Source organism: Amycolatopsis sp. NPDC057786 (assembly GCF_042797905.1).
Lineage (GTDB): Bacteria > Actinomycetota > Actinomycetes > Mycobacteriales > Pseudonocardiaceae > Amycolatopsis.
In genome coordinates this window covers 25,103-51,404 of the sequence record NZ_JBHVKW010000063.1, presented here as the reverse complement: position 1 = coordinate 51,404, position 26,302 = coordinate 25,103, and the positions used below count along the sequence as shown (strand labels likewise).

General features: G+C 69.1%; 22 protein-coding genes. 7 read left to right on the top strand and 15 right to left on the bottom strand.

The window, feature by feature from the left end; genetic code table 11:
* Positions 1–170: 170 nt before the first annotated feature.
* The 4 genes from ACFVM3_RS27440 to ACFVM3_RS27425 form a co-directional block, all read right to left on the bottom strand.
* The gene (locus ACFVM3_RS27440; RefSeq protein WP_378442859.1) at positions 171–1,241 is read right to left on the bottom strand and encodes a Glu/Leu/Phe/Val dehydrogenase; all 1,071 of its coding nucleotides are present in this window, start codon (positions 1,239–1,241) and stop codon (positions 171–173) included.
* A gap of 159 nt (positions 1,242–1,400) precedes the next feature.
* Positions 1,401–2,594, bottom strand: coding sequence for a kynureninase (locus ACFVM3_RS27435; RefSeq protein WP_378442858.1), 1,194 nt, complete (start codon positions 2,592–2,594; stop codon positions 1,401–1,403).
* A complete protein-coding gene (locus ACFVM3_RS27430) occupies positions 2,591–3,373 on the bottom strand; it encodes a tryptophan 2,3-dioxygenase (RefSeq protein ID WP_378442857.1) in 783 nt (260 codons plus the stop codon). The genes ACFVM3_RS27435 and ACFVM3_RS27430 overlap by 4 nt, the downstream gene beginning before the upstream one ends.
* Complete coding sequence (locus ACFVM3_RS27425) at positions 3,370–4,191, bottom strand: PaaX family transcriptional regulator C-terminal domain-containing protein (protein ID WP_378442856.1); 822 nt, start codon at positions 4,189–4,191, stop codon at positions 3,370–3,372. The genes ACFVM3_RS27430 and ACFVM3_RS27425 overlap by 4 nt, the downstream gene beginning before the upstream one ends.
* A gap of 48 nt (positions 4,192–4,239) precedes the next feature.
* Between ACFVM3_RS27425 and ACFVM3_RS27420 the strand changes: the two genes are divergently transcribed.
* The 4 genes from ACFVM3_RS27420 to ACFVM3_RS27405 are packed head-to-tail and all read left to right on the top strand — an operon-like array spanning position 4,240 to position 7,977.
* Positions 4,240–4,965, top strand: coding sequence for a creatininase family protein (locus tag ACFVM3_RS27420; RefSeq protein WP_378442855.1), 726 nt, complete (start codon positions 4,240–4,242; stop codon positions 4,963–4,965).
* Positions 4,962–6,464, top strand: a complete 1,503-nt coding sequence (locus ACFVM3_RS27415) for a benzoate-CoA ligase family protein (protein WP_378442854.1) — start codon at positions 4,962–4,964, stop codon at positions 6,462–6,464. Before ACFVM3_RS27420 ends, ACFVM3_RS27415 begins: the two co-directional genes overlap by 4 nt.
* Positions 6,461–7,153: an SDR family NAD(P)-dependent oxidoreductase gene (locus ACFVM3_RS27410; protein ID WP_378442853.1), complete on the top strand. Its 693-nt coding sequence runs from the start codon at positions 6,461–6,463 to the stop codon at positions 7,151–7,153. Before ACFVM3_RS27415 ends, ACFVM3_RS27410 begins: the two co-directional genes overlap by 4 nt.
* Positions 7,150–7,977 carry an enoyl-CoA hydratase family protein gene (locus ACFVM3_RS27405; protein ID WP_378442852.1) on the top strand — a complete coding sequence of 276 codons (828 nt, stop codon included), beginning with the start codon at positions 7,150–7,152 and terminating at the stop codon, positions 7,975–7,977. The genes ACFVM3_RS27410 and ACFVM3_RS27405 overlap by 4 nt, the downstream gene beginning before the upstream one ends.
* Before the next feature lie 193 nt (positions 7,978–8,170).
* On the opposite strand, the gene ACFVM3_RS27400 is transcribed toward ACFVM3_RS27405, so the two are convergent.
* Positions 8,171–9,133 carry a helix-turn-helix transcriptional regulator gene (locus tag ACFVM3_RS27400; protein ID WP_378442851.1) on the bottom strand — a complete coding sequence of 321 codons (963 nt, stop codon included), beginning with the start codon at positions 9,131–9,133 and terminating at the stop codon, positions 8,171–8,173.
* A gap of 62 nt (positions 9,134–9,195) precedes the next feature.
* Here ACFVM3_RS27400 and ACFVM3_RS27395 point away from each other — a divergent pair, with 62 nt between their 5' ends.
* Complete coding sequence (locus ACFVM3_RS27395; protein ID WP_034312815.1) at positions 9,196–9,666, top strand: VOC family protein; 471 nt, start codon at positions 9,196–9,198, stop codon at positions 9,664–9,666.
* Here the strand turns inward: ACFVM3_RS27395 and ACFVM3_RS27390 are convergent.
* From ACFVM3_RS27390 to ACFVM3_RS27370, 5 genes are all read right to left on the bottom strand, one after another.
* Complete coding sequence (locus ACFVM3_RS27390) at positions 9,658–10,575, bottom strand: SMP-30/gluconolactonase/LRE family protein (protein WP_378442850.1); 918 nt, start codon at positions 10,573–10,575, stop codon at positions 9,658–9,660. The two genes, ACFVM3_RS27395 and ACFVM3_RS27390, sit on opposite strands and share 9 nt — an antisense overlap.
* Before the next feature lie 10 nt (positions 10,576–10,585).
* Positions 10,586–11,242, bottom strand: a complete 657-nt coding sequence (locus ACFVM3_RS27385) for a histidine phosphatase family protein (RefSeq protein WP_378442849.1) — start codon at positions 11,240–11,242, stop codon at positions 10,586–10,588.
* The gene (locus ACFVM3_RS27380; RefSeq protein WP_378442848.1) at positions 11,243–12,307 is read right to left on the bottom strand and encodes a phosphotransferase family protein; all 1,065 of its coding nucleotides are present in this window, start codon (positions 12,305–12,307) and stop codon (positions 11,243–11,245) included.
* On the bottom strand, positions 12,304–13,056 hold the full coding sequence (locus ACFVM3_RS27375; RefSeq protein WP_378442847.1) for an SDR family oxidoreductase: 753 nt from the start codon (positions 13,054–13,056) through the stop codon (positions 12,304–12,306). Before ACFVM3_RS27375 ends, ACFVM3_RS27380 begins: the two co-directional genes overlap by 4 nt.
* Before the next feature lie 100 nt (positions 13,057–13,156).
* A complete protein-coding gene (locus tag ACFVM3_RS27370; RefSeq protein WP_378442846.1) occupies positions 13,157–14,407 on the bottom strand; it encodes a S8 family peptidase in 1,251 nt (416 codons plus the stop codon).
* A gap of 260 nt (positions 14,408–14,667) precedes the next feature.
* Between ACFVM3_RS27370 and ACFVM3_RS27365 the strand changes: the two genes are divergently transcribed.
* Positions 14,668–15,624 (top strand): hypothetical protein, encoded by a 957-nt coding sequence (locus tag ACFVM3_RS27365; protein WP_378442845.1) that lies wholly within the window; start codon positions 14,668–14,670, stop codon positions 15,622–15,624.
* Positions 15,625–15,758: 134 nt separating this feature from the next.
* On the opposite strand, the gene ACFVM3_RS27360 is transcribed toward ACFVM3_RS27365, so the two are convergent.
* Complete coding sequence (locus ACFVM3_RS27360) at positions 15,759–17,396, bottom strand: acyl-CoA synthetase (protein WP_378442844.1); 1,638 nt, start codon at positions 17,394–17,396, stop codon at positions 15,759–15,761.
* Between the two features lie 144 nt (positions 17,397–17,540).
* Here ACFVM3_RS27360 and ACFVM3_RS27355 point away from each other — a divergent pair, with 144 nt between their 5' ends.
* Positions 17,541–19,247, top strand: coding sequence for a bifunctional 3'-5' exonuclease/DNA polymerase (locus ACFVM3_RS27355; protein WP_378442843.1), 1,707 nt, complete (start codon positions 17,541–17,543; stop codon positions 19,245–19,247).
* A gap of 285 nt (positions 19,248–19,532) precedes the next feature.
* Here ACFVM3_RS27355 and hrpA read toward each other — a convergent pair whose 3' ends face one another.
* From hrpA to ACFVM3_RS27335, 4 genes are all read right to left on the bottom strand, one after another.
* Positions 19,533–23,417 (bottom strand): ATP-dependent RNA helicase HrpA, encoded by a 3,885-nt coding sequence (gene hrpA / locus ACFVM3_RS27350; protein WP_378442842.1) that lies wholly within the window; start codon positions 23,415–23,417, stop codon positions 19,533–19,535.
* A gap of 136 nt (positions 23,418–23,553) precedes the next feature.
* The gene (locus tag ACFVM3_RS27345; RefSeq protein WP_378442841.1) at positions 23,554–24,717 is read right to left on the bottom strand and encodes a lactate 2-monooxygenase; all 1,164 of its coding nucleotides are present in this window, start codon (positions 24,715–24,717) and stop codon (positions 23,554–23,556) included.
* Positions 24,718–24,730: 13 nt separating this feature from the next.
* Complete coding sequence (locus tag ACFVM3_RS27340) at positions 24,731–25,939, bottom strand: cation:proton antiporter (RefSeq protein ID WP_378442840.1); 1,209 nt, start codon at positions 25,937–25,939, stop codon at positions 24,731–24,733.
* Between the two features lie 39 nt (positions 25,940–25,978).
* Positions 25,979–26,290, bottom strand: a complete 312-nt coding sequence (locus ACFVM3_RS27335) for a hypothetical protein (RefSeq protein ID WP_125681245.1) — start codon at positions 26,288–26,290, stop codon at positions 25,979–25,981.
* Positions 26,291–26,302: the final 12 nt, after the last annotated feature.

The window sequence follows — 26,302 nt, the reverse complement described above, 5'->3', positions numbered from 1 at the left end:
GTGCGCCCCTGGCTGTTCACCGCGCTGCGCAACCTGGTCATCGACAACCACCGCGCCCGCCAGGGCCGGCGCCGATCCACAGGGCGGCGGCACCGCTTCTCCCCACATGCGATGAAGGGGCCTTTCATAGCAAATTTTGCGATGAAAGGCCCCTTCATCGCGCTTGAGAGCTACACCGTCAGGATCGACCGCAGTCCGCCGACCTCGGCCATCCGGCGCTCGGCCAGCCGGTCGGCCGCCGTCGCCGGCGGTACCCCGTCGGCCTTGGCCAGCGCGAACACCGCCTTGGTGGTGTCGAAGATGGCCGTCGTCTTGCGCTTGGCGCGCGCGAAGTCGAAGCCGTGCCGCTCGTCGTCGACCTGGATGACGCCACCGGCGTTGACCAGGTAGTCCGGCGCGAAGAGGATGTCGCGGTCGTCGAGCAGCTTGCCGACGCCCGGATGCGCGAGCTGGTTGTTGGCCGCGCCGCAGACGATCTTGGACCGGAGCACGCCGACGGTCTCGTCGGTGAGCACCCCGCCCAGCGCGCACGGCGCGAAGACGTCGAGCTCGGTGCGGATCAGCGTGTCGATGTCGGCGACGACCTCGACGCCGGGGTACGCCGCGCGGGTGCGTTCGATCGCCGCGGGCGAGACGTCGGTGATGACCACCTGCGCGCCCGCCTCGATCAGGTGCCCGACGAGGATGTGCCCGACCTTGCCGACCCCGGCGACGCCGACCTTGCGGCCCGCGAGGTCCGGGACACCCCAGACGGCGTCCGCGGAGGCACGCATTCCCTGGTAGGTACCGAAAGCGGTGAGCACCGAGGAGTCGCCGGCGCCGCCGTTCTCCGGCGAGCGGCCCGTGACGAACTCCGATTCGCGGGCGACGATGTCCATGTCCTGCACGTAGGTGCCCACGTCGCAGGCGGTGATGTAGCGGCCGCCCAGCGACTGGACGAACCGGCCGAAGGCGCGAAGCAGCGCTTCGGTCTTGTGCTTCTGGGGGTCGCCGATGATGACGGCTTTGCCGCCGCCGAGGTCGAGCCCGGCGAGCGCGTTCTTGTAGGCCATCCCCTTCGACAGCGCGAGGACGTCGGCGAGGGCCGCGTCTTCGGATTCGTAGGGGTAGAACCGGGTCCCGCCCAGCGACGGCCCGAGCGCCGTCGAGTAGATCCCGATGATGGCCTTCAGGCCGGTGGCCTGGTCCTGGCAGAAGACGACCTGTTCATGGCCCGTTCCCTGGCCGAACACTTCGGTCACTGTGGTGACTCCTTGTCCTGGAGTGCACGCTGCTTGTGGCTCACGTGCGAAGTTCCTGCAACAAGGCACGGTCCCCGACGAAGGTCGTCCGGCGGCGACGGTGCCACATCGCAAACCTAGATCGCCCCGGTCCGTTCGCCAAGCCGGGGTCGAGCCGTCTCAGCCGTCGACGACCTCTTTCAGGACGTGGAGCGCGGAGTCGAGCTGCCGGTCGGACAGATACGGTGCCGGCCCGAACCTCAGGTACGCGCCGCGGCTGTCGGTCCGGACGCCGCGTTCGCCGAGGGCGGCCTGCAGCGCTCCGGCGTCGGCGCACTTCAGCGAAAGGAATCCGCCGATGCGGTCCAGCGGCGTCTCGCGGTCACGGGTGATGACGCGCTCGGGCAGCCCGAGCTTGTCGAAGCCGTCGGCGAGGCAGCCCACCTGATGCCGCGACACCTCCCGCAGGAACTCGGGCGTGAGCCCGTGTTCGGCGAAGAACCGGAAGACGCGGGCGCCCCGGTAGTGGCTCGTCGGGTCGTAGGTCGCTCCGGCGAACCGGTCCGATCCGGAGGCGTAGGCGGTCTGGCCGGGACGGCGCTCGTCCGCGAGCGCGCCGAATTCGGCGTACCAGCCGGTGACGACCGGCCGCAGTTCCTGCGCGTGCGCGGGCATCCGCAGGAAGCAGTTGCCCTCGCCGAGCTGGAGGTACTTGTAGCCGCCGCCGAGGACCCAAGCGTTGGTGAGCCCGAGGTCGTGCAGCGAGAACGGGACGACGCCGAGCGCGTGGTAGGCGTCGACGACGAGGTTCACCGACTTCGAAAGGCAGACGTCGGCGAGATGCGCGAGACCCGGCACGAGTCGGGAGGTCTCGAACAGCACCGCCGAAACGAGCACGGCGGCGGTGTCCTCGGTGACCTCGGCCGCGACGCGTTCGGCCAGCGTGGCGACCGGCGCCGCCGGGACGCGGACCACCTCGACCCCTTCCTCGGCCAGCCTGCCCAGCTGACGGCGGAGCGTGTGGAACTCGCCGTCGGTGGTGACCAGCCGCGGACGGCGCGGCAGGTCCATCGCCGAGAGGAACCGGACCACCAGATCGTGTGTGCTGGCGCCGAGCGCGATGTCGCCGTGCGGGTCACCGAGCAGCACCCGGAACCCGGCCCGCATCTCGTCCGCCTTGGCGAAGGCCCGCGCCCACTTCGTGTCGACCTCTTCGGCAGCGTCGGCGAAGGCTTCGAGAAGGCCTTCGCGCGCGACGTCCGGCCAGGCCTGGTGCGAGTGCCCGGTGAACAGCAACCGGTCCGCCACACCGAATTCCGTGTAGTGCGCCGCGAGCGCGTTGGGATCGCGGCGGAGTTCGTCGAGGGTCGTCAAAGCCTGCTCCGCACAGCCCAGAGATCCGGGAACATCGGGGAGAAAAGCGTCGTACGCAGATAGTGCGCTCCCGACGAACCCCCCGTCCCGGTCTTGTCTCCAATGGTCCGCTCGACCATCTTCACGTGCCGATACCGCCACTCCTGCATCCCTTCGTCCAGATCGACCAGGTGCTCCGTCACGACGGACGGCCCGGTGTCGTCGCGGTAGACCCGCAACAGAACTTCTTGGAGCGCCGGAGAGGGTTCGAGTGGCTTGGTGACATCGCGCCCGGTCGGGACGTCGTACCCCTTCACCGCGAGGTAGGTGACGAAGGAGTCGAAGAGCGACGGCCGTGACATCGCGTCCGCGATCTGGGCACGCTGGTCACCGCCTTCGGGATAGTGCGCGAACACCCGCTCGTCCCGGCGGCCGAGGACGGCCTCCAGAACGCGGAACTGAGCCGACTGGAACCCGCTCGAAGCGTCGAGTCGCGCACGGAAACTGGTGAACTGGCTCGGAGTCATCGTCTCGAGCACATCGATCTGCGCGACCACCACCTTGAAGATAGTCAGGATTCGCCTCAGTGTGCGGACGGCGTGAGCGGTGTTACCCGCTTCGAGTTGCTCCTGCAGGTAAAGCGCCTCGTGGAGAACTTGTTTGAACCAAAGTTCATACACTTGGTGGATCACGATGAAGAGCAATTCGTCGTGTTCGTCGGACCGCGGATGCTGAGCGTCCAGCAATTCGTCCAGCGAAAGGTAGGATGTGTAACTCAATGCGGCCTGAGTGTCGTTCATTTTTCTGTCACCTCGTCGAAATGGCGTTGCGCCGCCGGGGCCAGCGCGTGATAGAGATCGTGGAACAGGTCGACCGCGGCCGCCCGGCTCGGCGGAGCGGGCACCAGCCCGACCGGGAGCTCCGGGTCGAGTGACGGGAAGGCGCGGAACGTGTGCGTCAGCCAGGTTCGGACCCGGAACGCCTCGGCGTCGGGCAGGTCACCCGAATACCCGCCGAAATCCCGGACGAACGCGTCGTACCGCGCGGCGAGGCCGTCGAGGTTCCACGCCCTCGCGGCGAAGCGCCGGACATCGAGCCCCGCCGACGGTTTCCCGAGCATCAGCCCGGCGTACTCGGAGACGTCCAGCTCCTCCAGCAGGGCGAGCACCTCGGCCTCACGGTCGTGCGGGGCGATCCAGGTGCCATCCTGCACGGGTCCGAAACCGAGGAAGCGCAGGCGCCGCACCAGCCGTTCCCTGGCCTGGCGGCGGCTCTCGGGGATGCTCTGCCACAGCACGGTCCACTCCCCGACCTCGCGTTCGCGCCTGCCGAGCGAGAAGATCCGGCGGTCGCCGTCCTCCAGGAGCGCGATCGTGCGGCGGGTCAAGGAGTAGTGGACGAGCCTGCCCGCCTTGTGTCTCGCGAGCAGATCGCGCCGGGCGAGCCTGGCCAGGGCGATCCGCGCGGCGCCGTCGGAGAAGCCGAGCCCGGCGAGCACGCCGACCAGGCCGCCTGACCAGATACGGCGGCTCTCACGCGGCGACACGTAGGTGCCGAGCAGCGTCATCACCAGTTCCTGGGGACCTGGGTCGCCGTGGGGCGCGGCCGATTCGGGCATACGAGCAACTCTATACACCCCAGGCCGCTGCGGTGTAGCTTGAATCGGGTGACGTACTTCGCGGAGTTGAGCTCACCTCAGGTCGCCGCGCTCGCGTCCGACGAGCGCGTTCCCGTGCTGCTGCTGCCGGTGGGCGCCGTCGAGCCGCATGGACCGCACGCGCCGCTGGGCACCGACCCCCTGATCTCACGCGGGATGTGCGAGCGCGCCGCCGCGCGGCTGGCGGGTGATCCCGGTGTCCGGGTGCTGATCCTGCCCGAGGTGCCGTACGGGGTGACGCGGTTCGCCGCCGGGTTCGCGGGCGGCATCTCGATCGGCGAAGAGACCCTGTACGCGCTGCTGACCGAGATCTGCGGCGCGCTCACCGAACAGGGCCTCACCCGGATCCTGCTGGTCAACAACCATTTCGAGCCGGCACATCTGGCGGTACTGCGGCGCGTGGCCGAGGCGGCGGGCGTCGGCTTCGTCGATCTGGTCCGCCGCCGGTACTCCGCCCGGCTCACCGACGAGTTCCGTTCCGGCGAATGCCATGCCGGGCAGTACGAAACGTCGCTGGTGCTCGCTGACCGGCCGGACCTCGTCGACGCCGCCGTCCAGCGCGACTTGCCGCCGGTCCACGTCGACCTGGCTCGCACCGGCGTCACGGACTTCGCCTCGGCCGGGATGACCGAGGCGTACTGCGGAACCCCAGCCCAGGCGACCGCCGATGAAGGCGAGAAGACCTTCTCGGTGCTCACCGACATCCTGGTCGAAGCGATCCGGGAACTGGTATGACCTTCAATCTGGCGACCCATTTCGTCGACCGCCTCCCCGGCGAGCGGACGGCGTTGCTGTGCGGCGACGAGGAAGTCACCTACGCGGATCTGGCGGCCCGGGTGAACCGCGCCGGGAACGTGCTGCGGGAGCTGGGTGTCCGAAGTGGACAGCGGGTCCTGTTGGCGCTGAACGACGGCGTGGAGTTCGTGGCCGTCTGGTACGGCGCGCAGAAGATCGGCGCGGTCACCGCCGAGGTGTACTCCTTCCTGCAGCCCAAGGATTACGCGTATTACCTGGACTACACCGGGGCCGTCGTCGTCATCGCGGACGGCTCGACGTTGCCCGCGCTCCGGGAAGCCGGCGCGCGGAACCTGTTGGTGGTCGGCGATGTCGCGCTGGAGCCCGGCGAGCACTCGTTCGACTCGCTGGCCGCGGCGGCGTCGGCCGAGTTGGAAGCCGCGCCGACCACCTTGGACGACGTCGCGATCTGGAAGTTCACCACCGGGAGTACCGGCTCCCCCAAAGCGTGCGTGCATCCGGCGCGCAGCGCGCTGGAGAGCTTCGACCGGTACGCGCTCGGCGTGCTCGGCCTCCGCGAGGACGACCGCGTGCTGGCCGTGCCGAAACTGTTCTTCGGCTACGCGCGCGATCTGACCGCGTTGTTCCCGTTCGGCGTCGGCGCGTCAGGGATCGTGTTCCCGCAGCGCAGCACCGCCGAACTGCTGTTCTCCCTGATCGAACGCTACCGGCCGACGATCCTGGTCAACGTGCCGACCATGATGAGCGCGATGATCGCCCATCCGGCGGCGTCCACTGTGGACATGAGCTCGCTACGGCTCGCGACGTCGGCGGGCGAGGCGCTGCCTTCGGAGCTGCATCGCAAGTGGGACAACCTGTTCGGTGTCCCGGTGATCGACGGGATCGGTTCGTCGGAGGCGTACCATATCTACCTTTCCAACGTGCCCGGCGCGCAGCGGGTCGGCAGCCTCGGCCGCGAGGTACCCGGTTACACCGCTCGCGTTCTGGACGAGAGCGGCGATCCCTTACCGGATGGGGAAATCGGCACCTTGGAGGTGACCGGCCCGACCATCGCGCGCGAGTACTACGGGGACGCGGAGAAGACCGCGCGGACGTTCCGCGGCGACACCCTGCGCACGGGCGACCTGTTCAGCCGCGACAGCGACGGGTACTTCCACCACCACGGCCGCGCCGACGACCTGCTGAAGGTGTCAGGCGTGTTCGTCGCGCCGAGCGAGATCGAAGACTGTCTCATCGGCCATCCCGCGGTCGTCGACTGCGCGGTACTCGGCGTGACTGTCGACGGCCTGGTCGTCCCGCGGGCGTGCGTCGTCCTGGCGGAGGGCGCGTCCGCCACGGCCGAAGAGCTGAAGGACCACGCTCGTGCCCATCTGGCGAAGCACAAGTACCCGCGCGAAGTGGTGTTCGTGACCGAACTCCCCCGCACCGCCAACGGAAAACTCGATCGGCGCGCGCTGCGCCGGGTGGAGGCAGAGTGAGCAGGATCGTCGTCGTCACCGGCGGGACCCGTGGGATCGGCGCGGCCATCGCCGCGCGGTTCCGGGCCGCCGGCGACAAGGTGCACGCGCCCGGCCGGGCCGACTGTGACGTCACCGACGAAGACGCCGTCGCACGGTACTTCGACGGTCTCGGCCCGGTGGACGTGCTGGTGAACAACGCCGGTATTTCGGCGAGCGCGCCGCTGGCGAAGACGTCGCTGGAGCAGTGGCGGAGCCAGTTCGAGGTCAACGCGACCGGTGCTTTCCTGTGCACACGGGCGGTTCTGCCCGGTATGCGGTCGCGCGACGCCGGCCGGATCGTCACCGTCGCCTCGACGGCGTCGCATATCGGCTATCGCTACACGGCCGGGTACACCGCGTCGAAACACGCCGCCGTCGGCCTGATGCGGGCCACCGCCGCGGAGCTGGCGGGCACCGGCGTCACCGCGAACGCCGTCTGCCCGGCCTTCGTGCGCACCGACATGACGGCCGCGTCGGTCGCCCGGATCCAGGAACGGACCGGCCGCGACGAAGCAGGCGCGGAAGCCGCCCTCGCCGCCGCGTCCCCGCTCGGCCGCCTGCTCGAACCCGACGAGGTCGCCCACGCGGTGACCTTTTTCGCGGCGCCCGAAGCCGCCGCGATCAACGGACAGACACTCGTCCTCGATGGAGGTGGGATCCAGTCATGAGCCCGTTCCGCGCCACGCCGCCGATCACGACGGACTGGGAGCACTTCGAGTTCACTGTGGACGATGGTGTCGCCACGGTCACCCTGAACCGCCCCGAAAAACTGAACGCGCTCACCTTCGACGTCTACGCGGACCTGCGCGACCTGCTGGCCGAGTTGCCGCACCGCGGCGACGTCCGGGTGCTGGTCGTCACCGGCCGGGGACGCGGCTTCTGCTCCGGCGGCGACGTCGAAGAGATCATCGGCGAGTTGCAGAAAATGGAGTCCGCCGAGCTGCTGGAGTTCACGCGCATGACCGGGGCGGTGGTGAAGGCGCTACGGGAATGCCCCATCCCGGTGATCGCCGCGGTGAACGGCATCGCGGCGGGTGCGGGTTCGGTGATCGCGCTGGCGAGCGACTTCCGGCTGCTGGCGTCCTCGGCGAAGTTCGCCTTCCTGTTCACGAAGGTCGGCCTGGCCGGCGCGGACATGGGCTCGGCGTACCTGCTGCCGCGGCTGGTTGGCCTGGGCCGGGCGACCGAGTTGCTGATGCTGGGCGACAAGATCGACGCGACCCGCGCGGAGGCGATCGGGCTGGCCTCGAAGGTGGTTCCCGACGATGAGCTTGCCTCCGAGGCTTCTTCTCTGGCGCGACGTTTGGCCGACGGACCGGCGTTGGCGTACAGCACGACGAAGGTGCTGCTGACTCGGGAGCTGGACATGGACCTGGGGAGTTCCATCGAGCTGGAGGCGATCACGCAGGCTTTGCTGATGACGGCGAAGGACCATGGAGAGTTCTATGCGGCCTGGACCGCTGGGCGTTCGCCTCAGTGGACCGGTCGGTGACCTCCTTCCCCTTCCCCGCTTAGTCGGCCAAATGCGGGTTTCCGGGGTCGCCGCATTTAGTCGACTAAGTGCGGCGACCCCCGGTCGTGACCGGACCGGCGAGGCCCGACCGTGTGGATTTCGGGACGTTAGATGACCCGAAACCCACACAGTCCTGCCCGAATGGGCCGGTCATGCACCCAACGTTCCGCATTTAGTCGGCTGACCGCGGAGGCGAAGCACCAGCAGCGCCCAGTAGCCGTTCCGCCAGCACCCGGCACCGCTCCCCCAGCTCCGCCGGTTCGATCACCTCGAACGCGTGCCCCAGCACCACCACGTGCATCAGCAGGAAGTCGAGATCACCGGCCCCGCTCACCACCTCGCACCGCGAACGTCCCCGTTCCCGCACCACCGCCGCCGACGCCGGGATCTGAGAACGCACGACCGGAGCGGGCGCGTGCACCAGGAATCGCGCCTGGTGCCGGTAGACCCGGCTGGCGATGTTCTCCTGCACGTAGGCCGCCGCGTCGGGTGCCGGGCGCGGCCGGAAACGCCACGATCGCGCGGAAACCTCGGTCATCCGATCGACCCGGAAGGTGCGCCAGTCGTCGCGGTCGAGGTCGTAGGCGAGCAGATACCAGCGCCGTCCCGAAGCCACCAGCCGATACGGCTCGACCCGCCGCACCGTGGAACCCGAGGAGGACGGATACGCGAAGCCCGCCTCGACCTCGTCGCGGCAGGCGCGCGCCAGGGTCATGAGTACGTCGGGATCGATCGGCGCGTGGCTTCCGTCGAAGGCAACCACCGAGCCGGACAGCGCGCTCACCTCGTGGCGCAGCCTGGTCGGCAGCACCCGGTCGAGTTTCGTCAGCGCCCGGAGCGTGGCCTCACCGCTGCCAGCGCCGGCGAGCAGCGAGACCGCGGTGGCGATCGCCTCCTCGTCGTCCAGCAGCAGCGGCGGCATGTCGTGGCCGGGCCCGAGCTGGTAACCGCCGCCGACCCCGTTGCTGGCCTGCACCGGATACCCGAGCGCGCGCAGGCGTTCGACGTCGCGCCGGATCGTGCGCGGCGTGACACCGAGCCGTTCGCCCAGTTCCGGGCCGGTCCACACGGCGCGCTGCTGGAGCAGGCCGAGCAGGGTGAGCACCCGCTCGGTCGTCCCGCGCTCGTCCTCCATGTCACCCACTGTGCCAGAGATAGCGGACCGATCCTGTCCGCTAGGCGTGTCAGAGTGGTCCCATGAACCGCAAGAGCCGCGAATTCCAGGTCAGCTTCGACGCCCTCGACCCGAAGGCCCTCTCGATCTTCTGGCGTGACGCCCTGGGTTACGTCCACCCCGGCCCTCCCGGGGTGGAGGTGCCCGAAGGCACCGACCCGCTGGACGCGTGGGCCGAGTTCCTCGAGCGGGTCGGCGTGCCCGAGGATCAGCGCAACACCCGCTCCGCCCTCGAAGACCCGGACGGCGAAGGCCCGAGGATCTTCTTCCAGCAGGTCCCGGAGGACAAGATCGCGAAGAACCGCGTCCACCTCGACCTCCGCGCGGCGCCCGGCCTCGTGGGAGACGAGCGCATGGCGGCGCTCGAAGCCGAGTGCGACCGGCTCGTCGCCTTGGGGGCGAAGCGGATTCAGCGCTTCGAGCCCGAGGAGCCGCTGAGCCTCGGCTTCATCGTGATGAACGACCCGGAGGGCAACGAATTCTGCCTAGACTGAGGTGACGGCGATCGCGTTGTCCTCCAGCGAGCCGAAGTAGAGCGTCCCGGCCCGCTCGCGGACGCCGACGAGCACATGGAACCCGTCGATCTCCCCGCGTAGTTCGTGGACCTGCTTCCCGTCCGGAGTCACGCCTCGCACCCCGCATTCCCGCGCGGGTGCGGGCTGCAGGGCCGTCGGCAGCGCCCGGACGCCGGCCCGCAAGGGCGCGGGGAGCTTCTGCACCAGGGAAAGCGCGGGCACCTTCGGGCTCGCCACGGTGATCCAGATCAGCCCGTCGCTGCCGGTCGAGATGTTGTCGGGATACCCCCACAGGTCGTCGACGAGGTAATCCCGCGTGCCCGCCTTGTCTCCCGTGAGCCACACGCGCGCGACCCGGTAGGCGCCGGTCTCGGCGACGGCCACATAGGACTCGTCGGGCGGCAGCGCGACCCCGTTGGCGAACTGGAAACCGTCGGCGAGCTGCTCGATCTTCCCGTCCGGCGTGCGCCGCAGGAGCCGTCCGCCGCCGGTCTGCTCGATCAGGTCGTCGCGCCATTTCTCGATGCCGAAGCGGCGCGACGAGTCGGTGAAGTAGATCGTGCCGTCGGAGGCGACGGCGGCGTTGTTGCAGAACACGAAGTCGAGTCCCACCGCCGAAGTCGCCAAGGTGGTGATCGGACCGCCCGCGAGTGGCATGGTGAGCAGACCGGCCTTGGCGTCGCAGATCAGGAGGTCGTCGCCGTAGAACTCCAGCCCCAGCGGGCGGCCGCCGGTGTCGCCGAGGACGTCGATCCGCCTGCCGTCCGGTGTGACGCGCAGGATCCGCCCATCGTCGACGCCGGTGTAGATCCGCCCCTGGTCGTCGACCACGACGTCTTCGGGACCGTGCCCGTTGACCGGGATGACCGTGACCTCGCCGAACGCCATCGCGTGTCTCCTAGCGATAAGTGAGTAGTTCCGCGGCTTCCGCCTCGAAATGCGGATGTTCGTTGAACGACAACAAGGTCACGCCGCCTCGGCCGGACACCAGTTTGGTGACGCCCGCGTTCACGGTGACCCGGTTCAGCTTCAACAGCCCCGCTTCCGGCGTGCCCATGAGCGCGCCGCAGACCGTCGCGATCACGCCGCCGGAGCTGAAGACCACGGCGTGTTCGCCTTTGCCCAGCGACGCCACGACGTCGGCCAGCGCGCCCTTGACCCGGTCCAGGAACTGAGGCCAGGTTTCGGCACACGGACCGGACTCTCCCGCCGAGACCCAGGCGTTCAGCGCACCGTCCAGAGCGGCCTGATACGCCCGCGAGTCGGTCTGCTGGACCCCGGCGGCGTGGTGCTTCGCGATGTCGACGTGGTCGTACTCGTTCCAGCGGTCGTCCTCGACGACGGCGATCCCGGAGCCGAGCACCTTCAACGCCGTCGCGGCCGTGTCCCGTTGGCGGGCAAGGGAACCCGCTCGCACCTGGGTGAATTCGACACCACGCCGTAGCAGTTCCTCACCGACCACAGTGGACTGTTCGAAGCCGCGCGGCGAGAGCTGGTCGTAGTTCTCCGCGCCGAACGACGCCTGTCCATGCCGGACCAGGTAGATCGCACCCATCTACGCGTGCCCTCCTCGGATGATGCGGCGGCAACGCCCATCGAGGTAGCCGACGAACTGCCACAGATCCTCGAACGCCGGATTGGTCGTCTGTCCACTGTGGAACCGGTAGTAGATCTGCTGGATCACCACCGCGAGCCGGAACAGGCCGTACACCTCGTAAAACGTCCAGTCGCCGATCGCGAGGCCGGAACGTTCCGCGTACCGCCGCACGAACTCCTCGCGCGTGTACATCCCGGGCACGTGCGTCGGCTGGCGGCGGCTGAGCTTCATGACGTCGTCATCGTCGTCCTGCACCCAGTACGCCAGGGTGCTGCCCAGTTCCATCAGCGGATCGCCGAGGGTGGCCATCTCCCAGTCGAGTACGCCGACGATGTCCAGATCGTCGTCGAGCACCAGGTTGTCGAGCCGGTAGTCGTTGTGGATCAAGCAGATCTTGACCTCGGACGGCTGATTGTCCTTCAGCCACGCCATCACCTCGGCGCAGTCCGGGACGTTCTCCGTGCGCGCCTTGAGGAACCGCTCCGACCAGCCGCGCACCTGGCGCTCGACGTAGCCGGCGCCCTTGCCGAGGTCGGCGAGCCCCGCGGCCTCGACGTCGACGGCGTGCAGCTCGACCAGCCTGTCGACCACCTTGCCGCACAGCTCGCGCGCACCGTCCGGCGACAGTTCGAGACCGGCGGGCAGATCTCCGCGCAGGATCAGGCCTTCGAGCCGTTCCATCACGTAGAAGTCGCCGCCGAGCACGGTTTCGTCGTCGCAGAAGGCGAGAACCTCGGGCACGTACGGGAACACGGGCCGCAACCCCTGCTGGACCCGGAACTCGCGGCGCATGTCGTGCGCGGAGGCGGCCTTGTGCCCGAGGGGCGGGCGCCGCAGGATCAGCTCGCGATCCGGGTAAGTCAGCAGGTACGTGAGATTCGAGGCACCGCCGGGGAACTGGCGGACCGCGGGCGGCGCGTCGCCGAGCCCGGGCACCCGCCCGGCCAGCCAGGCGTGCACCGCGGCCGGGTCGAACGAGTCCTCGCCGCGTACCTCGACGGTCTTGTCCGGGGCCACCGTCATCCGAACTTCTTCAGCAACGGCGCCGGGACGAACGGGAAGAGCTTCGAGAGCACACTCCACGGCCACGTCGGCACGAACGCCTTCGCCGTCTCGGATTCGATCGCCTTCACCAGGGCCTGCGCGCCAGGCTCCGCCCTGACGGCGCCCGGGAGCTTCGAGATGTCTTCGTTCATCTCCGATTCGATGAACCCGGGATGCAGCGTGGTGACCTTGATCGGCGTCTTCAACAGCTCGATCCGGGTGCCTTCGGCGAACGACGAGATTCCCGCCTTCGAGGCGGCGTACGCGGTGGCGTTGCCGGGCACGCCGCGAAGCGCGAGGAAGGAGGAAACGACCACCAGGTGGCCGTTCTTCTGCTTGCGGAAGATGCCGACGGCGGCCTCGATCTGGGCGGCCGCGGCGAGGAAGTTCGTCTGGAGCGTCTGGCGGTTGGCGTCGAACCGGCCGGTGCCGATCCGCTGCCCCTTGCCGAGCCCCGCGTTCACGATCACGCGGTCGAGGGAGCCGAGTTCCTCGCGGAACTCCTCGAAGACGGCGAAGACCTGGTCGTGGTCGTTCACGTCCAGCTTCCGGGTGACGACGGTGATACCGGGATACGCCTTCTTGAGTTCCGCGGCGAGCGCTTCGAGCCGGTCGACCCGGCGGGCGGCCAGCGCCAGGTTGCGGCCTCTGGCGGCGTACTGCCTGGCCATTCCCTCGCCGAGTCCGGAGCTCGCCCCGGTGATCAGGATGTTCTTCCGCAGGACCATGGACTGGAGCTTACCCGTTGGTAACAACTCTGGGAGCCCCTCGGACAGGGGCTGCCCCCGGCGCCTGGAGTACGCCGGGGGCAGCCTGTCCGAAAGGGTCTTACTTGACCTGGAGCAGCTTGTTCGCCGTTCCACCGGTCGGGTTGCTGATCTTGCCGTCCGCGGCGGCGCCGACCAGGCCTTCGGCGACCTGGGCCGGGGTGGCCTCGGGGTTCGCCGAGAGGTACAGCGCGGCGGCACCGGCGACGTGCGGCGCGGCCATCGAGGTACCGCTGATGGTGTTGGTGGCGTCGTCACCGGTCGCCCACGACGAGGTGATGTCGACACCCGGCGCGTACAGGTCCACGACCGAACCGTAGTTCGAGAAGCTGGCCTGCTTGTCGGTCTTGTCGCTGGCGGCCACCGTGATGGCCTCCTTCACCCTGGCGGGCGAAGTGGTACCGGCGTCGGAGGACTCGTTGCCCGCCGCGAGCGCGAAGGTCACGCCCTTGTCGATGGCGCCCTTGACCGCCGCGTCGAGTGCGTCGTCCGCGCCGCCGCCCAGGCTCATGTTGGCGACCGACGGGCCCTTGGCGTTCGCCGCGACCCAGTCGACACCGGCGACGACACCCTCGGTGGTGCCACTGCCGTTGGCGTCCAGCACGCGGACGCCGACGATCTTCACGCCCTTGGCAAGGCCGTGGTCCGTGCCGCCGATGGTGCCGGCGACGTGCGTGCCGTGACCGTGCTCGTCGTTGGGGGTGTCGTCGTTGTCGACGAAGTCCTTGCCACCGGTCGCGCGGTCACCGAAGTCCTTGTGCGAACCGCGGACACCGGTGTCGATGACGTAGGCGGTGACGTTGTCGGCCTTCGTCGGGTAGGTGTACTTGTCGTCGAGCGGCAGGTCGGCCTGGTCGACGCGGTCCAGGCCCCACGACGGCGGGTTGTCCTGGGTCTCGCTGATCTTGAACGTCTTGTTCTGGACGACGTACGCGACCTGCGGGTCGGCCGCGAGACGCTTCGCGGCGGCCTCGTCGGCCTTGATCGAGAAGCCGTTCAGCGCCGAACCGAACGTGCGGGACAGCGTGGTGCCGTACTGACCGGTGAGGCCCTGCGCCTTGGCGGCCACGTTCGCGGTGATCTCGTTCGCCGCGGCCACGCCCTGGCCGACCGCGGTGGGCTTGAGGACGACGATGTAGCTGCCGGCGACCGCGTTGGCCGCACCCGCGCCGCGGATCTCACCCTGCTGCTCGGCGTTGGCCGCACCCGCGCCGAACGTGGCGACCGCCGCGGTCACACCGGCGAGGGCGACTCCCGCCACGAGGCCGCTACGGGTCTTTCGGGACTTCAGGTTCTTCCGGGACTTGCTCACTGGTTCCCTTCCTGCCGCGCCGTGCGGATCACCCGGGAGGATGATCGTTGTTGAGAGCCATGCAAGCCGGTGCCCAGGTGGCGGGCAATGATTCACAGTTACCAGTACTAGGCCATACGGCGTAACGGCGCTCGTCCGGAAAGTCGTTTTCGCCTGGCAGAAGGCGCCCCTGAAGCGTTACCTCAGACTGTTAAAGTTATTCGTGTTGTTATCAACCGGGCGGTGTCAGGGAACGGCAGACGGGGGCGGTCGGGCAGCATATGGTGGCGGGGAGCGCGGCGGACCGAGTGACCACGGACGATGAAGACCAGCCGCGTACCGCGTTCGCCACCGCGTTGAGATCGGCCATCGCCACCAGCGGCCTGAGCCTCGACCGTATCCAGGCGCGGCTGCTCGCGCGCGGCGCGTCGGTGAGCGTGACCGCGCTCAGTTACTGGCAATCGGGCAAACGTCAGCCGGAACGGCAGAGTTCGCTGTCCGCGGTCCGGGTCCTCGAAGAGGTCCTGGCGATCCCCGCCGGCTCGCTGCTCAGCTTGCTGCCGCCGCCGCGACCGCGCGGGGCGTCGTCACGCCGCAGCCGGGCGACCACCGAACAGCCGCTGACCTTCCCGCTCGAAGCGCTCCAGGCGTTGCTGGAGAAGGTCGGCGCGCCCAACGCGCTCGAACAACACCATCAGCTGAAACTCGTCGGCCTGCACGACCTGTGCGAGATCGCCGAGGACGGCGGGCAGCGCGCGGTGACCGCGCGGGCGGTGTTCCAGGCGGGCGCGGACGGGCAGGACCGCTGGCTGCTGGTCTACGCCCAGGGCGATCCGGAGGCCGGGCCGCCGGTGCTGAACACGCTGCGCAACTGCCACGTCGGCCGCGCCGAGGTCGACGACGAGCACGGGCTCACGGTCGCCGAACTGCTCTTCGACCGGCCCATCGACCGCGGCGAGACACACCTGATCGAGTACTCGCTGACCAACCCGGGGCCGCCGTACCCGGAATGCCGGAACACGCATTACCGCGAGTTCCGGCGTCCCGTGCGCGAGTACCTGCTGGAGGTCCGGTTCGCGCCGGGCACCGTCCCGGCGAAATGCTGGCAGTACAGCGCCCACGGTGCCTCGGCGGGGCCGAGGGACCGGAAGGAACTCAAACCGGACCAGGGCAACGGCGTCCACGCCGTCGCGCTGGACTTCGGCCCCGGCGTCTTCGGTATCGACTGGGAGTACTGAAGGCACCTACGTGGATTCCGGCCGCGGTCATTCCCAGCCCCAGTCCGTGAAGGCCACCTTCCGCGGTACATGAAGGACCCCATCCTTGCGCCTAGGTACAGGAAGGGGGCCTTCATGTACTTCCGGCCGTCGCCTCAGTGCAGCTTGTTGCGCAGCACCTTCCCGGTCGCGTTGCGCGGCAGCTCGTCGAGGAATTCCACGTCGCGCGGCACCTTGTACCGGGCGAGGTTGGCCCTGACGTAGTCGCGCACGCCGTCGACGTCCAGATCCGACTTCTCGGCCCGGACCACGAATGCCTTCAGCCGCTGCCCGAACTCGGGATCGTCGACGCCGACGACGGCGGCTTCGATGACGTCCTCGCGTTCGACGAGAAGGTTCTCGACCTCGATCGGGAAGACGTTCTCACCGCCGGAGACGATCATTTCGTCGTCGCGGCCGTCGATGAACAGCAGGCCGTCCTCGTCGAAATGGCCGACGTCGCCGCTGGAGAGCAGTCCGTCGATGATCTCCTTGTTACGCCCGTCGGTGTAACCCTGGAAGCTCAGCCCGCTGCCGACGAACACCCGGCCGGTGACGTGCGGCTCGGTGATCTTGCCGCCCTTTTCGTCGTACAGCGCGACCTTGCAGCCCACCGGCGCGCGGCCGACCGTGCCCGGCGCCTTGCGCCAGTCCTCGGGGGTCGCGACCGTCGCGACCGCGACCTCGGTGGAGCCGTAGAGGTTGTGCACGACGTCGCCGAACGCGGCGGTCGCGCGGTTGCCCAGATCCGGTGACAGCGCGGAGCCGGCGACGAAGATGATCCGCAGGCACGAGGTGTCGTATTTGGCGCGGATCTCCTCGGGCAGGTCGACGATCCGCTGCAGCATCGTCGGCACGAGGACCAGCGTGGTGCACCGGTTCTCCGCGACGCCGCGCAACGTCTCCTCCGGCACGAACTTGCGCCGCATGACGACCTTCGAACCGAGCGCGAAGGACAGGATGAACTGCGACAACCCGGTGCCGTGGAACAGCGGCGCGCCCATGTAGGTCGCCTCACCGGTCCGCAGCGGGATGCGGTCGAGGAACTGCGCGGAGGCGAGCGCGGAGGTGTGCGGCCGCGGCGCGCCCTTCGGTGTCCCGGTGGTGCCGCTGGTCAGCAGGATGAACCCGCCCGGTTTGGCGGGCGCGGGCCACGGGCGGTCGTCGGTGCTGGCGACCAGTTCGGTGACGATCGGGATCTCGTGCCCGGGAAGCCCGGCGTCCGAATCGACCCACGCGAGGTAGTGGTCGACGTCGCCCTCGACCGCGTCCAGCAGGTCGGTGAACTCCTGGTCGTACACGAGCGCTGTGACGCCTTCGCGCTTCGCGACGTCCGCGAGCTGTGGTTTGGCGAACCCGGTGTTCATCAGCAGCAGCTTGGCGCCGAGCTTGCCCGAGGCGAGCATCGTCAGCACGAGACCGCGGTGGTCGCGGCACAGCGCGGCGATCACCGAACCCGGGCCGAGGCCGCGTTCGGACCACGCCCTGGCCAGCGCGTTCGACTGCGTGTCCAGCTGTTTGAAGGTCAGCGGGCCGAGTTCGTCGATGATGCCGGTCGCGGTCGGGTCCCGGCGGGCGGCGATCATGTTCGCGCCGGCGAACGGGCCCCATTTGCGCACCATGACCAGCGAACGCAGGCCCTCGTCGACCCGCGGGATGGGGAGCAGGCCCGCTTGGCGCATCACGTCGATGCTGCGCACGGTCTCGGTCACCTTGCCCGCCACCAGGGTGGCGAGGCCGGTGGGGTTTCTCATCCGGGCACCTCCGTTGCTGCTGCGGCGAGACACCATGCCACCGGCACGTACCGGCGGTATGGGTTGCTACTCGACAGTAGCCGACCGATAGCGCAGGCGCACTAGCCGTCTGGTGACAGAAATGTCGGAGGGAACCACCACAATGTGAGTGTGCAGGCGATCGCAGGTCAAGAGGAGGATGGTGACTTCTCGATCGCTCTTTCCGGGCAGCCGCCGCGGCAGGGCATGAAGCTCCCGGAGTTCGTCGGCGAAGTACGGCGACTGGAGGCGGAGCACTCACCCCGATGGGTGTTCCCGTCGGTCGAAGGGACGTATCCGGCGCTGATCAAGGCGGGCGTCCGGGTGCGGCGCTGTCACGACCTGGCGCTGACCGAGGGCTTGCTCCTGGCCCACGAAGGTCGTCCACAGGAGTCACGGAGCCTGCGTGCCGCGCTGGCCAGGGCGAACGGGCAGGAAGCGCCCGCCGACGAGCCGCCGCTCTGGGCCGAGGACGACCAGCCGACGCTGTTCGAGACGCGGGGGCCGCGCCTGCCGTCCGGTGTCACGGTGATCGACGCGGCGCGCCGGGTGCTGGCAGAGCAGGAAAAGCGGGTCGCCGTCACCGAGCGTCCGGAGCGGCTCCGGTTGCTCTTCGCGGCGGAGTCGGCGAGCGCGCTGGCGGCCGCGGAGATGTCGGCCGATGGGTTGCCGTGGCGGGAGGACCTTCATTTGGCGCTGCTCGCCGAGCAGCTCGGGCCGCGTGTCCCGGCCGGGCACCGGCCGAAGCGGCTGGTCGAGTTGGCGGCGAAGATCAGCGCCGCGTTCGGCGGACGACCGGTCAATCCGGACGCCCCGGCCAGCGTCGTCCGGGCGCTCGGCCGGGAGGGCATCGAAGTCTCGTCGGCCAGGAAGTACCTGCTGCGCGACATCGACCACCCCGCCGTCCCGCCGCTACTGGAGTACAAGGAGCTCGCGCGGCTGCATTCGGCCAACGGCTGGGCGTGGCTCGACGAGTGGGTGCACGACGGCCGGTTCCGCCCGCATTACGTCGTCGGCGGGGTCGTTTCCGGCCGATGGGCGAGCCGGGGCGGCGGCGCGCTGCAGATCCCGAAGATCCTGCGGACCTGCGTCCGGGCCGATCCCGGCTGGAAACTGGTGGTCGCCGACGCCGCCCAGCTGGAGCCGCGAGTGCTGACGGCGTTGTCCGGAGACCGCAAACTGGCCGAGGTCGCCGCGGCCACGGACCTGTACGCGAGCCTCGCCGAGGCGATGTTCTCCGGAGTGCGCCGAGTGCCGGTGCCCGCGTGGGACGACAGGGACGACCGGGACCGCGCGAAGATCGCGATGCTGTCGGCGATGTACGGCGGCACGTCCGGCGAGGCGGGACCGCTGCTGGCGTTGCTGCGCACCAGGTTCCCCGACGCGGTGTCCTATGTGGAGCGCGCCGCGCAGGCCGGGGAACGCGGTGAGCGCGTCCGCTCGCGGCTCGGCCGGACGTCGCCCGCGCCGTCGGAAGCCTGGCGCGCGCTGACCGGCGGCGTCGCGGAGGACGAGGCCGGCGAGCTGAAGGCACGCCAGGCGTCCCGCAACTGGGGGCGCTTCACCCGCAACTTCGTCGTGCAGGCGAGTGCGGCGGACATGACCGCGGTCCTGCTCGCGACCCTGCGGAGCAGGCTCCCCTCCCCCGCGCATCTGGTGTTCTTCCAGCACGACGAGGTCCTGGTGCACACCCCGGCCGAGTTCGCCGACGAGGTCTCGCAATCCATTGTGGACAGCATGACCGAGGCGGCGCGGATGCTCTTCGGTCCCGCCTGCCCGGTCCGGTTCCCGCTGCACATCGCCGCCGTGGACACCTACGCCGACGCGAAGTGACCCCCGCCCCATCCCCATTCCGGGAGTTCCGCCCCATTCCGCGAGTCGTCCGTTCAATCACGCATGTCGTCCATCGGATCACGCGAGTTACGCCTCCAGTCACGCGAGTTACGCCCTTAATCACGGGAGTTCCGGCCCCGATCACGCGAGTCCCGTTGCCAGGCGATGGGACACAGGTGACCAGATGGCGAACTCGCGTGATCAGATGGACGACACGTGTGATTGAACGGACGACACATGTGATCAGAGAGCGAACTCGCGTGATTGGGGGCGTAACTCGCGGGGTCAGGAGGCGGCGGCGTCGTCCAGGGCCTTGATGACCCGCTTGAGGGAGACGGGGTGGGCGGTACCGAGCGTCTGAGCGAAGAAGCTCACCCGCAGTTCCTCGATCATCCACCGGATCTCCCGCAGCGCGGGCGACGATGTGCCGGGCGCCAGCGCGTCCAGCGCCGCCTGGTACTCGTTGCGGAGCCAGGCGATGTCGCCGGTGCGCTGGATGTCGCGCGTCGGCTCGGTCGGGAGTTTCTCCAGCCGACGTTCGATCCCCCGCAGATACCGGACGACGTGCTTCAGCCTGTCCTGCCCGGTTTCGGTGACGAAACCCTTGTGTACCAAACCATCCAGTTGCGAGCGAATATCCGCGAGCGAATCCTTCGGGCCGCGCGTGTCGGCCAGCCGGGTTTCGACGTCGTTGGCCGCGCGCAGGATCTTCTCGACGTTGGTCAGCACGTCGAGCACTCCGGCGTTCAGCCCGGCGCGCACCTTTTCCAGCAGGACGGCGAATCCGGCCTCGTCCCAGCGCGGGCCGCCGTTGTCGGCCACGAGCTTGTCGACCGCGCAATCCACACAGTCTTCGAGCAGTGCCGCCACGGAACCGTGCGGATTCCGGTTCAGCACGAGTTTCGACGAGTTGCCGAGGTTACGGGTGATGAACTTCATCGGCGACGGGATGTTCAGCCGCAGCATCCGCCGCGTGCCCGCCCACATCGACTGTTCCTGCTGGCCCGGCGTGTCCAGCAGCCGCACCGCGACGGTGCCGCCTTCGTCGACCAGCGCCGGATACGCCTTGACGTCGTGCCCGCGCTGCTTGCTCGCGAACACCTTCGGCAGCTCACCGAACGCGGGCGTCGTCAGGCCCTCGCGCTCGATGCTGTCGGCGGCCTTGGAGATCGTCGCGCGCACCTGCCCGCTCAGATCCCGTTTGAGCGCCTCGATGTCCTTGCCCTCGGACACCTTCTTGCCGCGGACGTCGACCACGCGGAAGGTCATCTTCAGATGCTCAGGGACCGCCGACAGCTGCCAGGCGTCGTCGGGGATCACCACCCCGCGCAACGCTTCCAGCTCGTCGGCGACGACGTGCAGCAGCGGCCCGTCAGCCGGGCCGACCCGCGACAGCACCAGTTTCGCGTGGTCGGGTGCCGGCACGAAGTTGCGCCGGATCGCCTTGGGCAGCGACTTGATCAGCTGCGTCACCAGCTCTTCGCGCAGGCCGGGGACCTGCCAGTCGAAGCCGTCCGGGGTCACCTGGTTCAGCACCGGCAGCGGGATGTGCACGGTGACGCCGTCGGCGTCCGCGCCCGGCTCGAACTGGTACGTGAGCTTGAAGGTCTGGCCGCCCTGGGTCCAGAAGTCCGGGTAGTCGGCCTCGCGCACACCACCGGCGGTCTCGTTGATGAGCATCGTCTTCTCGAAGCTCAGCAGGTCGGGCTGGGTGTGGCGCGCCTTCTTCCACCAGCTGTCGAAATGCCGCGCGGAGACGACGTCGGCCGGGACGCGCTGGTCGTAGAACTCGAACAGCGTCTCGTCGTCGACCAGGATGTCGCGGCGGCGAGCCCGGTTCTCCAGGTCCTCGACCTCTTCGAGCAGCGCGCGGTTCTCGCGGAAGAAGTGGTGCCTGGTCTCCCAGTCACCTTCGACGAGCGCGTGCCGGATGAACAGCTCGCGACTCACCTCTGGGTCGATCCGGCCGTAGTTGACGCGGCGGTCGGCGACGAGCGGGACGCCGTACAGCGTCACCTTTTCGAGCGCCATCACCGCGCCCTGCTTACGTTCCCAGTGCGGCTCGGAATAGTTCCGCTTCACCACGTGCCCGGCGAGCGGCTCGACCCATTCCGGCTCGATCCGCGCGTTGACCCGGCCCCACAGCCGTGAGGTTTCGACGAGTTCGGCCGACATCACGAACCGTGGCTGCTTCTTGAACAACGCCGAACCCGGGAACACCGAGAACCGCGCCCCGCGTGCGCCGAGATAGTCGCCCTTGGCCGGATCCTTGAGCCCGACATGCGACAACAGCCCGGCGATCAGCGACGTGTGCACGCGTTGCGGATCGACCGGACCGGAGGTGTTGAGGGTGATGCCGAGCGGTTTGGCCAGCTGACGCAGCTGGCTGAAGATGTCCTGCCATTCGCGGATGCGCAGGTAGTTCAGGTACTCGTTGCGGCACATCCGGCGGAACTGGTTGGTGGACAACGCCTTCTGCTGCTCGGTGACGTACTCCCACAGGTTCAGGTACGCGAGGAAGTCCGACGTCTTGTCCGCGAACCGCGCGTGCTGCTCATCCGCCGCCTGCTGCTTCTCCGCCGGCCGTTCGCGCGGGTCCTGAATGGACAGTGCGGCGGCGATGATCATCACTTCGCGGACGCAGCCGTTACGGGACGCCTCCAGCACCATCCGCGCCATCCGCGGATCGACCGGGAGCTGCGCGAGCTTGCGGCCGGTCTCGGTGAGCTTCTTGCCGTCCGACATCTCGAACGCGCCGAGCTCCTGGAGCAGCTGGACGCCGTCGGTGACCTGACGGCGATCCGGCGGCTCCACGAAGGGGAACGCCGCGATGTCGCCGAGGCCGAGCGAGGTCATCTGCAGGATGACCGACGCGAGGTTGGTCCGCAGGATCTCCGGATCGGTGAACTCCGGCCGCGCGTCGAAGTCGTCCTCGGAGTACAGCCGGATGCAGATACCGTCGGACGTCCGGCCGCAGCGGCCCTTGCGCTGGTTCGCCGACGCCTGAGACACCGGCTCGATCGGCAGGCGCTGCACCTTGGTGCGGTGGCTGTAGCGCGAGATCCGCGCGGTGCCGGGGTCGATGACGTACTTGATGCCGGGCACGGTCAGCGACGTCTCGGCGACGTTCGTCGCGAGCACGACGCGGCGCCCGGTGTGGCGCTGGAACACCCGATGCTGGTCCGACGACGAAAGCCGCGCGTACAGCGGCAGGATCTCGGTGTTGCGGAGGTCCTGTTTGGACAGCGCGTCCGCGGCGTCGCGGATCTCCCGCTCGCCGGAGAGGAACACCAGGATGTCGCCGGGTCCCTCGTGCTGCAGCTCGTCGACGGCGTCGCAGATGGCCTGCGTCTGGTCGCGATCCTGATCGGCGTCCGGGTCGTCGGGGTCGATGATCGGCCGGTAGCGGACCTCGACCGGATACGTCCGGCCGGAGACCTCCACGATCGGCGCGTCGTCGAAATGCTTGGAGAACCGCTCCGGGTCGATCGTCGCCGAGGTGATGATCACCTTGAGATCCGGGCGGCGCGGAAGGAGCTGCTTGACGTAGCCGAGGATGAAGTCGATGTTGAGGCTGCGCTCGTGCGCCTCGTCGATGATCAGCGTGTCGTACTGCCGCAGCATCCGGTCGGTCTGGATCTCGGCGAGCAGGATGCCGTCGGTCATCAGCTTGACCAGCGTGTCCTGGCCGGAGTGGTCGGTGAACCGGACCTTGTAGCCGACGGCCTCGCCCAGCTCGGTGTTCAGCTCGGAGGCGATGCGATCGGCGACCGTGCGCGCGGCCAGCCGCCTCGGCTGCGTGTGCCCGATCTGGCCCCGGATGCCGCGCCCGAGTTCGAGACAGATCTTCGGCAGCTGGGTCGTCTTCCCGGACCCGGTCTCGCCCGCGACGATCACCACCTGGTGGTCGCGGATGGCGGCGGCGATCTCGTCCTTGCGCTGGCTGACGGGCAGCTCTTCGGGGAACGAGATCTTCGGGACGGCGTCGCGCCTGCGGGTGACCCGCAGTTCGGCGGCCTCGATGTCGGCCTCGATCTGGGCGGCGATCGACTCGGCGTTCCGCGCTTTCCGGGCACCGTCGAGCCTGCGCCGGAGGCGGTGCTCGTCGCGCGACATGAGTTCGGGCAGGCGAGCGCGCAGGGCGCCGAGCGGGGAAGGTTGAGAAGCCATGACCGGCACCAGGATAGCCGTGCGTGACGATCCGGGCCTCCGAATATGCCGGAGGCGACATCACCAGGGCATTTCGTCCTCTGAATGCGGTGGTTCGCGATGCCAACTACAGCGTTCAGAGGACGAAATGCCGAGGTCAGGAGCGGGTGAGCGAGCCAGGGGTGAGGTCGGCCAGGGTCCGGTGCCCGGACAGGCCCATGGTCAGGTCGAGATCGGCGAGCAGGCTCCGCAGCACGTGCCGGACGCCCTCCTCCCCCGCGTGCGCCAGGCCGTAGACCCACGGGCGCCCCACCAGCACGGCCTTCGCCCCGAGCGCGAGCGCCTTGGCGATGTCGGCGCCGGTGCGGATGCCGGAGTCGAACAGGATCTCCAGCCGGTCGCCGACCGCGGCCACGATCTCCGGGAGCGCGTCGAGCGAGGCGATCGCGCCGTCGACCTGACGGCCGCCGTGGTTGGACACGACGATCCCGTCCATCCCGGCCTCGACGGCGCGGCGCGCGTCGTCGGGGTGCTGGATACCCTTGAGCACGATCGGCCCGTCCCAGTGCTCACGCAGGAACGGCAGCCGGTCCCAGGTGCTGTCGGTGCCGGTGATCATCGAGATCCACCGCAGGATCGCGGTGGGCGGGTCCTCTTCCGGCGTCTTCTCCAGCAGGCCGCGGAACACCGGGTCGCTGAGCGGGACACCGAGCCCGATGCCCTTGATGAACGGCAGGTACGCGTGGTCGAGGTCGTTCGGGCGCCACGCGAGCGTCCAGGTGTCGAGCGTGACCACGAGCGTCGTGAAACCCGCGGCCTTCGCCCGCGCCAGGATGCTCGCGCAGACCTCGTTGTCCGTCGGCCAGTACAGCTGGAACCAGCGCGGCCCCTCGCCACTGGCCTCGGCGACGTCCTCGATGCTCGTGGACGAAGCCGTCGACATGACGTACGGCAGGCCGACCGACGCCGCGGCCCGCGCGGCCGCCGGTTCCGCGCCCTCGTGCACGATCGACTGGACGCCGACCGGCGCCAGCAGCACCGGCGCCGGCACCGCCGTCCCCAGCACCGTCGCCGACAGATCGCGTTCGGTGGCGCCGGTGAGCATCCGGGGCACGAGACGCCAGCGGTCGAACGCCTCCCGGTTGGCCCGCGCGGTGGCGCCCGACCCGGCCGAGCCCGCGACGTACCAGAACGGCCCGGGCTCGAGGATCTCCCGCGCCGACTCCTCCAGCTTCGTGGCGTCGGTGGAGCACGGCGGGAAGGTCCCGCCGAGCCCCTGCAGGTAGATCTCGTTCTGGTAGCCGCCGAACCGTTCGGTCACCCAGGCCTCCTCGTCACGTCGCCCTGGCCGGCTCGTCGCGGCGGGTCGAGCCTCGGACGATACTCGCCGGTAGCAACCAGGTCAGTTTCTCGGAGCGGATGACCGCGACTGGACCGATCACGGCCAGCAGCAGGACGTAGCCCGCGACGAACGGCGCGACCCGCGGGTCCAGCCCGGCGGCCGTCGCCATCGCCGCGAGCACGAGCGAGAACTCGCCGCGGGTGAGCACGGTGAGCCCGATGTTCACCCCGGCCTGACGATCGAATCCGTTCACTCGTGCGGCCAGCGCGCCCGCGCCGAGGTTCAGCACGATCGTCAGCGCCACCGCGATCAGCACCGGCACGACCACCGAGCCGACCGCGTTCGGATCGATGCTGAGCCCGAAGATGAAGAAGAACAGCGCGCCGAACGCGTCCCGCAGCGGGAGCACCAGCTTGTGGATACGCGGCGCGACCTTCGAACCGCCGAGCATCATGCCGACCATGAACGCGCCGATGGCGTCGGACACACCGACCTCTTCGGCGACGGCGGCCCCCATCACCGCGACACCGACGAAGCAGACGGTGAGCAGCTCGTCGTCGGCCGAACCGAACAGCTTCGAGATCACCCGGCCACCCCAGCGGGCGAGCGCGGCCATCACGATCAGGAACGCGAACGCCTTCCCGAAGTCGGCGAGCGCCGAACCGAAGCTCCCGGCGCCGGACAGCACCGGCTGCAGCAACGCCAGGTACAGCGCGAGGAACAGGTCCTCGATCACGATGATGCCCATGATCAGCCGGGATTCGGGATTGTTCATCCGGCGCGATTCGAGCAGGAGTTTCGTGACGATCGCGGACGACGAGATACCGATGGCGCCGGCGATGACCAGCGCTTCCCTGGTCCCCCAGCCCAGCAGGAAGCCGAACGCGAGGCCGCCGCCGATGTTGAGGATCAGGTAGATCAGCCCGGACCAGACGAGTTTGCGCCCGCCCTTGGCCAGGTCGTCGAGGGAGAATTCGAGGCCGAGGTAGAACAGGAGGAAGACGAGACCGAGCCCGGCGAGCACACCGAGTTCGGCCGGATCGTCCACAAGGGACAGTCCGGGAGTGTTGGGGCCGAAGACGAAACCGGCCAGCATGAACAGGGGGATGGTCGGCAGCCCGATACGGGCGCCCGCTCTGGCGATGACACCGGCGGCGAGGAACGCCCCGCCGACGGCCAGCAGGGCATGACCGGAACTCATGGAGACCTCCGATAGTGGCTGATGCGGCTTGGGACCGGGTCAGCGCGGAGGTGCCCGTGCGGGCGCCTGGGGCACCGCACGGGTGATGACGACGGGTTCGCCCTGCTCAGGGGCGTGGCCGGCGTCGGGGAGGTCGACGGTCTCCGCTTCGGCGGGAGCGTCGGCGAGGGGAACGGCTTGCCCGCCGTGGAAGGCGGGCAGCGGATGGGTCGCGAAGACGGCGACGGGATCTTCCTTCGCGGTCCGCCCGTGCCCGTGGGGGACGGTCGGCGTGACGAAGGCGAAGACGAGCAAGATCAGCAGGAAGAAGACGGAACGGTGCCGCGTGGCGGGGGCACGGTTCGTCGTCATCTGCCCGCCACT

Excerpts from the sequence above, each read along its gene's own strand:
- ACFVM3_RS27430 (WP_378442857.1), bottom strand. The coding sequence starts at position 3,373 with ATGAACGACACTCAGGCCGCATTGAGTTACACATCCTACCTTTCGCTG.
- ACFVM3_RS27425 (WP_378442856.1), bottom strand. The coding sequence starts at position 4,191 with ATGCCCGAATCGGCCGCGCCCCACGGCGACCCAGGTCCCCAGGAACTG.
- ACFVM3_RS27415 (WP_378442854.1), top strand. The coding sequence starts at position 4,962 with ATGACCTTCAATCTGGCGACCCATTTCGTCGACCGCCTCCCCGGCGAG.
- ACFVM3_RS27405 (WP_378442852.1), top strand. The coding sequence starts at position 7,150 with ATGAGCCCGTTCCGCGCCACGCCGCCGATCACGACGGACTGGGAGCAC.
- ACFVM3_RS27400 (WP_378442851.1), bottom strand. The coding sequence starts at position 9,133 with ATGGAGGACGAGCGCGGGACGACCGAGCGGGTGCTCACCCTGCTCGGC.
- ACFVM3_RS27395 (WP_034312815.1), top strand. The coding sequence starts at position 9,196 with ATGAACCGCAAGAGCCGCGAATTCCAGGTCAGCTTCGACGCCCTCGAC.
- ACFVM3_RS27390 (WP_378442850.1), bottom strand. The coding sequence starts at position 10,575 with ATGGCGTTCGGCGAGGTCACGGTCATCCCGGTCAACGGGCACGGTCCC.
- ACFVM3_RS27385 (WP_378442849.1), bottom strand. The coding sequence starts at position 11,242 with ATGGGTGCGATCTACCTGGTCCGGCATGGACAGGCGTCGTTCGGCGCG.
- ACFVM3_RS27380 (WP_378442848.1), bottom strand. The coding sequence starts at position 12,307 with ATGACGGTGGCCCCGGACAAGACCGTCGAGGTACGCGGCGAGGACTCG.
- ACFVM3_RS27375 (WP_378442847.1), bottom strand. The coding sequence starts at position 13,056 with ATGGTCCTGCGGAAGAACATCCTGATCACCGGGGCGAGCTCCGGACTC.
- ACFVM3_RS27365 (WP_378442845.1), top strand. The coding sequence starts at position 14,668 with ATGGTGGCGGGGAGCGCGGCGGACCGAGTGACCACGGACGATGAAGAC.
- ACFVM3_RS27360 (WP_378442844.1), bottom strand. The coding sequence starts at position 17,396 with ATGAGAAACCCCACCGGCCTCGCCACCCTGGTGGCGGGCAAGGTGACC.
- hrpA (WP_378442842.1), bottom strand. The coding sequence starts at position 23,417 with ATGGCTTCTCAACCTTCCCCGCTCGGCGCCCTGCGCGCTCGCCTGCCC.
- ACFVM3_RS27340 (WP_378442840.1), bottom strand. The coding sequence starts at position 25,939 with ATGAGTTCCGGTCATGCCCTGCTGGCCGTCGGCGGGGCGTTCCTCGCC.
- ACFVM3_RS27335 (WP_125681245.1), bottom strand. The coding sequence starts at position 26,290 with ATGACGACGAACCGTGCCCCCGCCACGCGGCACCGTTCCGTCTTCTTC.